This window comes from Pseudomonas zeae (genome assembly GCF_014268485.2).
GTDB lineage: Bacteria > Pseudomonadota > Gammaproteobacteria > Pseudomonadales > Pseudomonadaceae > Aquipseudomonas > Aquipseudomonas neuropathica.
This window is the reverse complement of the sequence record NZ_CP077090.1, coordinates 2,688,889-2,701,350: the sequence shown is the minus strand read 5'-3', so window position 1 is coordinate 2,701,350 and position 12,462 is coordinate 2,688,889. Positions and strand designations below refer to the sequence as shown.

At 60.8% G+C, this 12,462-nt stretch carries 13 protein-coding genes; 4 read left to right on the top strand and 9 right to left on the bottom strand.

All coding sequences use genetic code 11. From position 1 onward, the window contains the following. Positions 1 to 60: 60 nt before the first annotated feature. The 5 genes from hcnC to HU754_RS11880 form a co-directional block, all read right to left on the bottom strand. Positions 61 to 1,320, bottom strand: a complete 1,260-nt coding sequence (hcnC, locus tag HU754_RS11900) for a cyanide-forming glycine dehydrogenase subunit HcnC (protein WP_186625308.1) — start codon at positions 1,318 to 1,320, stop codon at positions 61 to 63. Further along, complete coding sequence (gene hcnB / locus HU754_RS11895) at positions 1,313 to 2,722, bottom strand: cyanide-forming glycine dehydrogenase subunit HcnB (RefSeq protein ID WP_186625299.1); 1,410 nt, start codon at positions 2,720 to 2,722, stop codon at positions 1,313 to 1,315. Before hcnB ends, hcnC begins: the two co-directional genes overlap by 8 nt. Then, positions 2,719 to 3,036 carry a cyanide-forming glycine dehydrogenase subunit HcnA gene (hcnA, locus tag HU754_RS11890; RefSeq protein ID WP_116254981.1) on the bottom strand — a complete coding sequence of 106 codons (318 nt, stop codon included), beginning with the start codon at positions 3,034 to 3,036 and terminating at the stop codon, positions 2,719 to 2,721. The genes hcnB and hcnA overlap by 4 nt, the downstream gene beginning before the upstream one ends. Positions 3,037 to 3,277: 241 nt before the next feature. After that, a complete protein-coding gene (locus HU754_RS11885; protein ID WP_186625297.1) occupies positions 3,278 to 3,817 on the bottom strand; it encodes a hypothetical protein in 540 nt (179 codons plus the stop codon). A 226-nt stretch (positions 3,818 to 4,043) separates the two neighbouring features. Beyond that, the gene (locus tag HU754_RS11880; RefSeq protein WP_093441079.1) at positions 4,044 to 4,973 is read right to left on the bottom strand and encodes a hypothetical protein; all 930 of its coding nucleotides are present in this window, start codon (positions 4,971 to 4,973) and stop codon (positions 4,044 to 4,046) included. A 307-nt stretch (positions 4,974 to 5,280) separates the two neighbouring features. On the opposite strand from HU754_RS11880, the gene HU754_RS11875 reads away from it, so the two are divergent. Next, positions 5,281 to 5,964, top strand: coding sequence for a response regulator transcription factor (locus HU754_RS11875; RefSeq protein WP_007914996.1), 684 nt, complete (start codon positions 5,281 to 5,283; stop codon positions 5,962 to 5,964). After that, positions 5,942 to 7,336, top strand: coding sequence for a sensor histidine kinase (locus tag HU754_RS11870; protein WP_186625295.1), 1,395 nt, complete (start codon positions 5,942 to 5,944; stop codon positions 7,334 to 7,336). Before HU754_RS11875 ends, HU754_RS11870 begins: the two co-directional genes overlap by 23 nt. A 131-nt stretch (positions 7,337 to 7,467) precedes the next feature. On the opposite strand, the gene HU754_RS11865 is transcribed toward HU754_RS11870, so the two are convergent. Genes HU754_RS11865 through HU754_RS11855 form a run of 3 tightly spaced genes read right to left on the bottom strand, consistent with a single transcriptional unit; the run spans position 7,468 to position 9,716 of the window. Further along, the gene (locus HU754_RS11865; RefSeq protein ID WP_116254985.1) at positions 7,468 to 7,878 is read right to left on the bottom strand and encodes an SRPBCC family protein; all 411 of its coding nucleotides are present in this window, start codon (positions 7,876 to 7,878) and stop codon (positions 7,468 to 7,470) included. A gap of 21 nt (positions 7,879 to 7,899) precedes the next feature. Beyond that, the gene (locus HU754_RS11860) at positions 7,900 to 8,697 is read right to left on the bottom strand and encodes an SDR family NAD(P)-dependent oxidoreductase (protein ID WP_186625293.1); all 798 of its coding nucleotides are present in this window, start codon (positions 8,695 to 8,697) and stop codon (positions 7,900 to 7,902) included. Next, positions 8,694 to 9,716: an aldo/keto reductase gene (locus HU754_RS11855; RefSeq protein WP_186625291.1), complete on the bottom strand. Its 1,023-nt coding sequence runs from the start codon at positions 9,714 to 9,716 to the stop codon at positions 8,694 to 8,696. Before HU754_RS11855 ends, HU754_RS11860 begins: the two co-directional genes overlap by 4 nt. A 112-nt stretch (positions 9,717 to 9,828) precedes the next feature. On the opposite strand from HU754_RS11855, the gene HU754_RS11850 reads away from it, so the two are divergent. Then, positions 9,829 to 10,725, top strand: a complete 897-nt coding sequence (locus HU754_RS11850) for a LysR substrate-binding domain-containing protein (protein WP_186625289.1) — start codon at positions 9,829 to 9,831, stop codon at positions 10,723 to 10,725. Positions 10,726 to 10,943: 218 nt separating this feature from the next. Further along, positions 10,944 to 11,603 carry a methyltransferase family protein gene (locus HU754_RS11845; RefSeq protein WP_186625287.1) on the top strand — a complete coding sequence of 220 codons (660 nt, stop codon included), beginning with the start codon at positions 10,944 to 10,946 and terminating at the stop codon, positions 11,601 to 11,603. Between the two features lie 121 nt (positions 11,604 to 11,724). Here the strand turns inward: HU754_RS11845 and HU754_RS11840 are convergent, their stop codons facing one another. After that, entirely contained in the window at positions 11,725 to 12,390 is a 666-nt protein-coding gene (locus HU754_RS11840; protein ID WP_186625285.1) for an HAD family hydrolase, read from the bottom strand. Positions 12,391 to 12,462: the final 72 nt, after the last annotated feature.

Below are 12,462 nucleotides of genomic sequence, written 5' to 3'. Positions count from 1 at the left end.
ACCTATTCGTTACTGACAGATTGCCTTCGCGAGCAGGCTCGCTCCCACAGGGGATATGTGTCACGCCGGCTCTAGCGTGCGCTCCTGCTTGACCGGCGCCACTGCAAAGCGATCCGCCAGAAACGGTGTGATATCCAGCGGCAGCGGCTCATCGTTGACCAGTTTGTCCAGCAACACACCGGTAATCGCCGAGGTCAGAATGCCGGTGCGGAAGTGTCCGCAGGCATTCAAATACCCTTCCACCCCGCGCATCGGCCCAAGAATCGGCAACTCATCCGGCGAACCCGGACGCAAACCCGCCCAGGTGCGTTTCAGATTGACGTCCTTGAGTTCCGGCAGGCAGCGCACTGCGCCCTGCACCAGCCCGGCGATTTCCGGGTAGGTGGTGGTGACGTCGAAGCCTTTGTCTTCGGTGGTGCTGCCAATCAGGATCTCGCCGTTGTCCTTCTGCGCCACGTAGCAGTCGCTGGTGGTCAGGCAGCCGTTGAGAATCTTCGGCATGCGCTCGGTGAGCAGAATCTGGCCCTTCACCGGTTTCACCGGGATGCGAATACCCGTCGCCCATTCACTCAAGTCCGCCGCCCAGGCGCCGCCGGCGTTGATCAGCGTCTTGCAGTGGAACACGCCCTCCTCGGCCGTCTGCACACCGGTGACGCGACTGCCGTGATGCAACACACCGGTGACGTTGGTGTTGACGAAGATGTCGACGCCGTTCTGCCGCGCGCCTTCCATGTAGGCGTCGGCGAGGCGGAACGGGCTGACCTGGTGGTCGCAGAGAAACTCCAGTGCCCCGCGTGCTTCGTGGCTGACACTCGGCTCTGATTCGCGCAGGGCCGCCTGGTCGAGCCAGCGCACCTGATCAGCGAGGTGCGGAATGCAGCCGACGATATGCTCGGCGTAGAGCCGGTCTTCATCGTCGTAAATAACGAACTTCAACCCGGTCTTTTCGAACTTGAAATCCATCCCGTGGTTGTCTTTCAGCTCACGGTGCAGCGCCGGGTACAGCGCGTTGGACTGCAAGGCAAAATCGAAGAACGACGCCGGCAGAATGTGCGGCGTGCTCGCGTCCACGGCCACCGCCGCGCCCTGGGTTTCGCGTTTACGGTTGGCCGACATCATGCGGAAGAAAATCACCCCGCAACCGAGACCGACCGACTCACCGATCGCCCACAAACCGCCGGCCGACGCACGGGTGGCGTTGCCCGGGCGCTTGGCATCGATCAGCGCCACTTTGAGGTTTTTGCGCTTGGACAATTGATAGGCGCAGGACGCCCCGATCACGCCGCCGCCGGCAATGATCACGTCGTAGAACTTACTCATGGGCAGCGGCCTCCGTGCCAACGGACTGGAACGCGGAAAAAGGAATCGGATCAATCGGAAAACGCGGACGCAACCAACCGACGTCCTTGCGCCCGGTAGCCTGACGCAAGCGATCGCTGCAGTAGCCGACGCACATCCGGCCCTGGCAATCGCCCATGCTCACGCGGGTGCGCATTTTCAGGCTGGCGATGTCTTGCACGCCTTGCTCCAGCGCCAGGTCGATGTCGGCGCGGGTGGCGTGCTCGCAACGGCAGATCACCGTGTCAGCGGCAGGCAATGCGGTCTGGCCGACGCCGCGTTCGGTGTAACGATCGACGGCGGCGCGAAAGCGCACGATGGCTTTGAGTTTGCTCAAGTAGCGGTCGCGACGCACACGCGCCAATTCCTCCTCGAGCACGCCGCGTTGCAGGAGAATCGAGGTTGCGGCGATCTTGCCGGCGAGCATCGCTGCTTCACCGCCGCGAATCCCGCCCATGTCGCCGGCCAGATGCACGTGCGGTTCGTTGCTTTGCTGCCAGACGTTGGCGTTGGCGCGCAGGTAACCGTCGTCGCTGAAGCCGTGATCCAGGCCCATCTGCTGGCTCAGTTGGGTGCGCGGAATGAAACCGTAACCGACCGCGAGGGTCTTGGCTTCGAAACGCTCGACACGGCTCATGTCCGGTTCCCACGTGGCCGAGTACGGCGCGACGCTGACGCTTTTCAGCTCGCCCTCGCCATGCGCCTCGACCACGCCCCAGCCGTAGTTCATCGAGATACCGTGCAGTTTCAGGTAGGCGAGCATGCTCAAACCATCGAGGAACAATTGCGGTTTGTTCAGCAGCGCCAGACTTTCGCGGGCAATCTTGCCGAACGCGCAAGCCTCATACACGCCCGCGACGCTGACGCCCGACGCATGCAACTGCGTCGCCACCAGCGGCAGCAACGGCCCGGTGCCGGCGATGATCACCGGCCCTTGCGGCTTGACCACGCCACTTTTGATTTGCAGTTGCAGACCGCCGAGCATGATCACCCCCGGCAACGTCCAGCCCGGAAACGGCACGCTGCGTTCGTGGCAACCGGCAGCCAGGAGCAATTGCGGATACTCGATCTCGTGCAGTTGCTCGTCGCCATCGAGTACCACCAGTGCACGAGTGCCTTCGGCGCCGACTACGCGATGGTTGAGGCGCACGTCGATCAGCCCGGCCTGTTCCTGAAAATCACCGTGCAGTTTGCCCAGTGCTTCAGAGTAGCGCGGGCCGAGATAATCGAGTTGCACGCCATCACGCAACGGCCCGCGATAGACCACACCGCCGAGGCGCGAAGCTTCTTCGAGCAAGGTGCAGCGCACCCCGTGGCGCGCCAGTTCGATGGCCGCCGCCATCCCCGCCGGGCCGCCGCCGACGATGACCGGTTGCTGGCTCATACGATCACCTCTTGCGTGATGATGCGGTTGACCTGGGTTTCGATCTGCATGCCGTCACGCACCACGGTCTGACAGGCACGGCGTTTGTGCCGGCCATTGATTTTCACCAGGCAGCACTGGCACACGCCCATACCGCAATAGGCGCCGGTGATCTGGTCGTGATCGTTGCGGGCAATCTGGCGAACGCCGAGTGATTGAATAACGCTGAGGACGGTTTCGCCGATGGCGGCGGTGACCGCTTGACCGTTGATGTGGACGGTCATATCCGCCTGCGCCAACGGCTGAATATCGAAGGTTCTTTCTTGGCAGTGCATTGCTATGTTCATCCGTGAGAGTTCGGTTGAGGTGGTGTCAGCTCCTTGCTGCACTACACCGGGTCGACGCATTTATTGTGGCTGTGAGGGGGCGTCGACGCGGGTACTCCGTCAGCGCAACAAGGTGCGCGTGAAGCACTGTAGTTCATACCTCAGCAAAGGCCGGGATCATTTAAGTTAGGCGATCTCGCCGTAGTAAATATTGATCCAGGCCAGTGAAAACGATTGGATTGTCCAACGATCAGTTGGAGAAGACGAACTGCCCTTTGATCTTCTTCGCGCCAATGAAACCCAGGTCCGGGAACAGCAGGGTTTTGATCCAGGCGGCGTAGAACACAATGGCCAGAGTGATGCCGACGGCAATCACGGTCGACAGCGGATCTTCCTCATAACCCTTGAACATGCGTGAAACCTGACTGACGGTCAGGATGACGTAAACGGTGTAAGCCGCCGCCACGTTCTTGTAGAAGCCCCATGCAAACAACAACGGAATGCCGCCCGCGATCAGCAGCATGGTCAGTGCCAGACCGGCGCTGGCGTCATAGAACAGGAAGAAGCCTACGACTGAGCCGATCAATGCCTGGATGCAGGTCAACACGATCAGCAGGGTGACTTTGAGTGAATGTTTTGCTCTGAGGGCCGGATCCGGACGCCCCCCGATCCAGGCCGCCAACACGCGATCTTTGACCGCACCGCCCGACAACGCTTTGAACGTTTCGGTTTTCGAGCGCCCGGCTTCGAGCATTTCCACCAACTGGCGTTTGATTTCCTTCTTGTCCAACGTGTTCATCCTTAAAGAGAGGTAAAAGCGGCCAATCCACTTCCGGCGGCGATTCTCGCCGTTGCCCCCGCAGAAAGCAAAAAGCCGCTTCCACCCGAAGGTGGAAGCGGCCGAGGCATACGCCTCAATCAAGCAATCAGTGCACGAACAGGGCGATCAGGATGATGATCGGGATTGGCACGCCGAGGAAAAACAGCAGTAATGAGCGCATGGTGATGCTCCTTGTTTAACGGACTGGAGTGGTCGTGGTGTAGGTGTCGACTTCTACGTACTCGACGGCATCACGACGACGACCGCCGTAAGTAGCCGCGAGGCTGGCGAAGAACGCACCGGCCAACAGCGAAATGAACATCCACAGCGAGGTCCAGGCAGCGACTTTCGCAGCGGTGTCGGCGGCTTGTTGAGCTTTGACTTTGGCGTCGGCGAGGGCTTTCTGAGTGCGCGCATAAATCTCGTCAACGCGACGTTCGGCATCGGCCTGAGTCAGGTTGGTACGTTGCGCGACCAGTTGTGCGAGGTAAGTACGGTCTTCAGCACTCAGCTGACCGTTGGCCAGGCTTTGCGCAAAGATGCGGGCCACAGCGCCATGAGCGGCGTCATCGCTGACAGAGGCCGGACGGTCATCGCGGAACAGGCTGTCGATGTAGTAGCCGTACTGGTTGCTGTCGGTGTTGGCCGCCGCAGAACCGGCTGCTTGAGTCATGGCGCTGGCAGCACCGCCAGCCACACTGGCACCGGCCTGCACACCACCACTGATCACGCTGCTGACCGAACCGACCACCAGCACTGCAGTGACCAATGTAGCCACGCACCAGGCCAGGAAGCCGTGCGCGGTGTCGCGGAAATACACTTCGTCACCGTGCATGTTCGCCCACTTCACCCGCAGGCGACCGGCGATGTAGCCACCCATGCCGGAAGCGATGATTTGCGTCGCCGCCAGCCAGACTATCGTGGAAATGCCCAGGCCCTTGGCGCTGACGCCCTCTCCGGCCCACGGTGAAACGGCAGAGAAACCCAAACCGAAACCGAGCAACACCAAAATCATCGACAGTGCAGCGGCAGCCGCGGCACCGGCGAAGATCGCGCCCCAGGACACGCCCGAAACGCTGCTCGACTCTTCAACGGCAGGATAAAACCCATCAGAAGATCTATTCATTGTTGTTCTGCTCCAGGCATGAAAAATGGTGTTACAACTCGTCAGCAGAGGAATTGCAGTGACCGTGCCAGTCGCGGAAATTAGATAAATCTATTAATTTCAATCAGTTAGAAAGAGTGAACTTACGCAAACCTTGCAAATTGCAATAATTGCCGGATAACAGCGGGTTTTATGCATTGGCCTCAAGTATCAATAGCGCTCCAAATCTGCGTTTGTGACAGGTCAACATGAAAGTTAATTTAAAGCGCCAGCGCAATTTCTTGGCAAAATGCTGCCATTCCGTTTGAACCGATCAGCAGGCCTGCCTATGACTCGTATCTTGACCATCGAAGACGACGCCGTGACCGCTCGGGAAATCGTCGCCGAACTGAGCAGCCACGGGCTGGAAGTCGACTGGGTCGACAATGGCCGTGAAGGCCTCGACCGCGCCGTGAGCGGCAACTACGACCTGATCACCCTCGACCGCATGCTGCCCGAACTCGATGGCCTGGCCATCGTCACCACGCTGCGTACCATGGGCGTGGCCACGCCGATCCTGATGATCAGCGCCCTCTCCGATGTCGACGAACGCGTACGCGGCTTGCGCGCCGGCGGCGATGATTACCTGACCAAACCGTTTGCCACCGACGAGATGGCCGCACGGGTCGAAGTGTTGCTGCGTCGGCAGAACAGCGGCGCTACTCAGGCAACGACGCTGCAAGTGGCCGACCTCGAACTGGACTTGATCAGCCATGAAGCGCGCCGCGCCGAACAGGTGCTGACGCTGTTGCCGACTGAGTACAAGCTGCTCGAGTTCCTTATGCGCAACAGCGGCCAGATCCTTTCGCGGATGATGATTTTCGAAGAGGTCTGGGGCTATCACTTCGACCCCGGGACCAACCTGATCGACGTGCACATCGGCCGTCTGCGCAAGAAGATCGACGCCGCCGGCCATGTGCCGCTGATCCGCACGGTACGGGGCTCGGGTTATGTCATTGCCGAACCCGTCTGACGGCTGGCGCTCCTCCAGCAGCCGATTGCTGGCGCTCTACAGTTCGCTGTTCGTGGCCTGGAGCGCGATCCTCATGGGGGTCATGTATTACGAGGTCTCCGGCTACCTCGACAACCTCGCCAAACACTCGTTGATGCAACGTCAGCACCTGTTTTCGCACTTTCGCGGCGAACAACTGGAAGACGCCCTCGCCGCCAGCATGACCTTCGACATTCGCGGCATCGACGCCTATGGCCTGTTCGACGCCAACGGCGTTTACCTCAGTGGCGCGTTGCAGCAGATCCCCGAAGGTCTGCCGCTGGACGGCAAGATCCACATGCTCGCCGACTGCGCCGATTCCGATGACCCGACCCTGCCCAATGACAGCTGCGACGCGGTGGCCACGCAAACCCGCGATGGGCGCTGGCTGGTATTGCTGCGCGATAACGGCTCGCTGTTCGCCGTCACGCGGATCATTTTGCATGCGTTGTTCTGGGGCGTGTCGCTGACGATTCTGCCGGGCATTGCCGGTTGGCATTTACTGCGGCGTCGGCCGTTGCGGCGCATCCGGGCGATTCAGGCCAGCGCTCAGGCGATTGTTGCCGGCGACCTGACCCGGCGCCTGCCGCTGTCCAATCGCCGCGATGAACTGGACATGCTCGCGGCCATCGTCAACGCGATGCTGGAGCGCATCGAGCGCTTGATGAATGAAGTCAAAGGCGTCTGCGACAACATCGCCCATGATCTGCGCACGCCACTGACGCGCCTGCGCGCGCAGTTGTATCGCATGCAGCAGCAGGCTGGCGAAGGTTCGCAGGAAGCGGCGCAACTGGATCTGGTGCTCGCCGAAGCGGACACGCTGATGGCGCGGTTTCGCGGGTTGTTGCGGATTTCCGAGCTTGAGGATCGCCAGCGCCGTTCAGGTTTTGTCGAGCTCGATCCAGTGCAATTGCTGGAAGAACTGCACGAGTTTTACCTGCCGCTGGCCGAGGAAGGCGAGTTGCGTTTCGAGCTGAACATGCCGGAGACGCTGCCGCCGCTCAATGGTGATCGGGCATTGCTGTTCGAAGCCTTGGCCAATCTGCTGAGTAACTCGATCAAGTTCACACCACCGGGCGGCACGGTGATGCTGCGTGGGGTGAACGCGGGTGGGCAGACGCGGATTGAGGTGCACGACTCAGGGCCGGGGATTCCCGAGGCTGAGCGCGAGGCGGTGTTCCAGCGCTTCTATCGCGCCGAGGGTGGGCAGCCGCAGGGTGGCTTTGGCCTCGGATTGTCGATTGTCGCGGCGATTGTCAGCTTGCATGGCTTCAGTCTTGAAGTCGGCAGCAGTGATCTGGGCGGGGCGAAACTGGTGCTCGATTGCCGGCAGAGCCTGATCGAAAACTCCTGATTCCCACCTTGGAATGCAATCAATGTGGGAGCGAGCCTGCTCGCGAAAGCGGTGTGTCATTCAACAAAGATGTTGCCTGACAGTCCCTCTTCGCGAGCAGGCTCGCTCCCACAGGGTTTTGTGCTCAATGATCAGGTTGGGTAATTGGCTCGCAGTGCCTCGAGGCCACCCTGATAGATGCCACTGAACAGCGCCACCACTTCCTCATCACTCACGCCTTTGGCGTTGAAACGCCCCGACCACGTCACGCGGGCGCCCTGCCCTTGGGCCTCAACCTTGATCGTCGCCAGGTAATCAGTCGCCGGGAACGGTGCCTGTTCGATCGAATAGCTGTAAGTCTTCGCGGCGTTATCGAACGCTTGCAGGCGCTCGACCACCACAGCGCCGTCAGCGGTTTGCAGGGTGCGCACACGGCCACCGTCGCTCAGCCCACTCTTGGGAATAAAGGGCAGCCAATCGGGCAGCGTGTTGAAGCCGCCGATCAATTGCCAGACCTGATCGGCCGAGGCCGGAATGTCGATGGTTGCGGATGCTGTTGGCATAAATAAACGTCTCTCCAGAATTCAGATCGTCAGGCTGTCGACCACGCCGCCATCGACGCGCAACGCGGCGCCGGTGGTGGCCGAGGACAGCGGCGAAGCAATGTAGGTCACCAGGTGCGCGACTTCTTCGACATCCGCCACGCGCTGGATAATCGAGGTCGGGCGGGCCTTGAGCACAAAGGCATCGGCCTCATCGCGCAGGTTGCGCCCGGATTCGGCGGCAGCATCCTTGAGCATGTCTTGCAGGCCATCGGTGAAGGTCGGCCCCGGCAGGATCGCATTGACCGTCACCCCGGTGCCAGCCAGACGTTTGGCCAGACCGTGGGACACCGCCAGATTGGCGCTTTTGGTCACGCCGTAGTTGATCATGTCCGCTGGCGTGGCTACGCCGGATTCCGAGGACAGGAAGATCACCCGGCCCCAGCCCTGCTCGACCATCGCCGGCACGTAGTGCCGCGCCAGGCGCACGCCGGAAATCACGTTGACCTCATAGAAACGCGTCCACTCGCTGTCCGGCGTTTCGAAGAAATCCACGGCGTCGAAGATGCCGAGATTGTTCACCAGAATGTCCGCACGCGGCTCAGCGGCGAACAGCTTCTGCGCGCCCTCCGCGGTACCCAGATCGGCAGCCAGACCACGCAACTGCGCACCCGGGACTTTCTCGCGAATACTCGCCAACGCCTGTTCAACTTTGCCCGTGTCGCGGCCGATCACCACCACCGTGGCGCCAGCTTCGGCCAGCGACTGGCTGATGCCCAAGCCGATACCAGCAGTGCTGCCGCTGACAATGGCCAGTTTTCCACTCAGATCAATCTTCATGCTTTCACCTCATCGATTGGCAATGGTGCACGTTCAGAAACCAGTTGGGCGTCGCGCATCGCCTGCCAGAAACCGGCAGGAATACTGGCCGACAATGCCGCGACATCTTCGGCGATGCGTTGCGGTTTGCTTGCGCCGGGAATCACCGCCGCAACAGCGGGATTGGCCAGCGAGAACTGTAGCGCAGCGGCTTTGATATCAACGTTGTAAGCGGCGGCGATGCGTTTGATCTGCTCGACCTTGGCGATGACTTCAGGGCTGGCCTGCTGGTATTCGAAGTGCGAGCCGCCGGCGAGAATTCCTGAGCTATAAGGGCCACCGACGACGATTTCAACGTTTTGCGCTAGGGCCGAATCCATCAGGCGTTGCAACGGACGTTCGTGGTCGAGCAGCGTGTAGCGGCCAGCCAACAGGAAACCATCCGGCTGCGCTTCGCTGAGGTCGAGGGTCAGTTCGCACGGCTCGACTTTGTTCACGCCCAGGCCCCAGGCCTTGATCACGCCTTCTTCGCGCAAGCGGGTGAGGACTCTGAACGAGCCGGTGCGGGCCTGGTTGAAGTACTCCAGCCATTGATCGCCGTAGAAGTCTTGAGCGATGTCGTGCACCCAGACGATGTCGAGGCGATCGGTTTGCAGGCGTTTGAGGCTGTCTTCGATCGAACGCATAGTCGCGTCGGCGCTGTAGTCGTTGACGATCTTGTTCGGCCGACCGTGTTCGAACACCCCGCTCTTCTCGCCGAGATCGCGGGCGGCGGCGTCTTCGATTTCATCGAGAATCACCCGGCCGACCTTGCTGCTCAGCACGTAATCGTCGCGTTTGTATTGCTTCAGTGCTTCACCGAGGCGGATCTCCGACAGACCGGAGCCGTAAAACGGCGCAGTGTCGAAGTAGCGCACACCGGCATCCCAGGCAGCATGCACGGTGGCCTGCGCTTCTTCTTCGGGGATGGCGCGAAACATGTTGCCCAGCGGCGCGGTGCCGAAGCCCAGTTGCCCGGGCAGTTTGTCTTTCAAGCTCATCGGATTGTCCTCATACATTCTTGGTCGGAGTGACCGTTGAGCAGATCCTAGATTGCGACACCGAGACCGTCCAAGACATAATCTGCAGTACTTGAGTCCCTATAGGTCTGACATGATCGACATCCGCCAATTGCGCTACTTCGTTGTAGTCGCCGAGGAAGAACACGTCGGCCGCGCCGCCGAACGGCTGCATATTTCCCAGTCGCCGCTGAGCCGGCAGATCGCCCAGCTCGAAGAACGCCTGGGCCTGACGCTGTTCGAGCGCAGCCAGCAACGCATTCGCCTGACCCGTGATGGCCAGACCTTCCTCGCTGAAACCCGCGCCCTGCTCACCCACGCCAATCGCCTGGAATCCCTCGGCAAACGCCTTGGCCGTGGCGAAGAAGGCGGTTTGTGCATCGGCTATATCGAAAATGCCATGCACGCCGGCGTCTTGCCCAATGCCTTGCGCGTGTTACGCGTGGACCGGCCGAATGTGCATGTCGCGTTGTACAACCTCAGCTCCGCCGAGCAATTGGAGGGCTTGCGACAGCGTAGTCTCGATATCGCGTTGGTGAGTGAGCCGCCGACCGATGACGATCCGGATCTGCTGGGTTTCCAGGTGCTCGATGACCCGATGCTGCTGGCGTTGCCGGAACAGCATCCGCTGGCGCAGCGAGCTGCGTTGAACCCGGAGGATCTGGCCAATCAGGAATGGATCGGCGTGCAGCCACGTCAGGACGCCAACGATGAGTTCGTCAGTGCCTGCATCCGCGCGGGATTCACCCCGGATGTGCGCATGCAGGCGACCGAACCGTTTACTGCGCTGGGTCTGGTGGCGTCGGGGCTGGGGATTGCGATGATCCAGAAAGGCCTGAGCCATAACGCACCGCCGGGCGTAGTGCTGCGGGAGCTGCCGTGGCTGACGTTGACCACGCCGTTGTGGGCGGCGTGGCACCGGATCAATTTGCGGCCATTGGTCGAGACCTTCCGCAAAGTCCTGACTGACGGTGAGATAGCCGCTGACTGACAGGGCCTCTTCACGAGCAAGCTCGCTCCCACAGGAATTCGTGTCGTTCACAGAATTGAAATCTACCCCATAACCTGTGGGAGCGAGCCTGCTCGCGAAGGGGCCGGCACATCCAACATCGAATGTGACTGACCCAACGCTTTCGCGAGCAGGCTCGCTCCCACAGGTTTTGCGGTGGATCTACACTCATCAGATCAGCATCCAGCCGTGAGATCGCCATGAGAATGTCCGCACAAATGACCGTCGTCGCAGTACTCGCCACCCTCGCCTACCTCGGCCTGGCGGTGTGGGGCATTGGCGGCGTGGCGATGTTCTTTTCCCACGGTTCGCTGGTGATCGTCGCACTGGCGACGGTGGCCATGGTGATTGCTTCGCTATTCAGCGAGGTCAACCTCAGTTCCGGCGAGCGTGAAGACCGCGCCAATCGCTGGGTGATTCCGGCGTTTGGCGTAATTGGTCTGGTCAGTGGTTTTCTGCCGGCCTATTGCGACCGGGTGAATTTCTGGACGCTGGGCGGTGAAGGCGTGCGTTGGCTCGGCGCATTGCTGTTTATCGTCGGCGGCGTGCTGCGGTTGTGGCCGGTGTTTGTGCTGGGACGGCGGTTCAGTGGATTGGTGGCGATTCAACCGGGGCACCGATTGGTGACCGATGGCATTTACCAACGGCTGCGCAATCCGAGTTATCTGGGGTTGGTGATCAATGCCGTGGGCTGGGCATTGGCGTTTCGTTCGGTGGTCGGGTTGATGCTGGCGGCGCTGACGCTGATTCCGCTGATTGCCCGGATTCACTCGGAAGAAGCCCTGCTGCGGGCGCAGTTTGGGGCGGAGTATGACGCTTACTGTGCGCGGAGTTGGCGGTTGGTGCCGGGGGTTTATTGACCTCCAAACACCGTCCCTGTAGGAGTGAGCCTGCTCGCGATAGCGGTCTTCCAGTCAAATAAGTGTTATCTGACACACCGCTATCGCGAGCAGGCTCACTCCTACAAGGGATTGGGGGGTGTCAGTTGCGTTGCAGGTGCAGGCCATTGCTGTCGGCTGCGACGCGGATGTCAGCATAACTGGCCAACGTCGCATGGGTGGTTTCCAGCGGATGCTGATGCGTCGTGGTGATGATCATCAGCGGCGCACCGGCGGCTTCAGCAGCCTGAATACCGACCGTGGCGTCTTCGAAAATCAGGCAATCACGCGCGTCCAAGCCAAGACGTTGGGCCGCCAGTAAATAACCGGCCGGATCAGGTTTGCCAGCCTTCACATCTTCCGCGGTGATCATCACCGCAGGCTCTGGTATTCCCGCCGCCGCCATGCGCCGCAACGCCAGATCCCGTGGCGCCGACGTCACCATCGCCCAGCGATCTTTGGGCAGGCTATTGAGAAATTTCGCCGCGCCGGGTATCTCGACAATGCCTTCAACGTCTTCGATTTCCGCCTCGGTGATGAACGCCGCTTGCGCCTCGGCATCCACCCCCGGCAGGTTGAGCCGAGTGATGGTGTCGATCGCGCGCACACCATGAATGGTCGGCAAAAACGTTTCCACATCGACGCCATGGCGCACGGCCCAGGCTGCCCAGATCCGCTCGGCGGCGGCAATGGAGTTGAGGACGGTGCCGTCCATGTCGAACAGAAACGCGCCGAACGCGCGATCGAAGACGTTATCGTGAGCAGACAAAAGATCGCATCCTTTGACAAGACTGGGCGGATTGGCCGGGCAATGTAGCATTTTTGCCCGGCGATTCGTCCC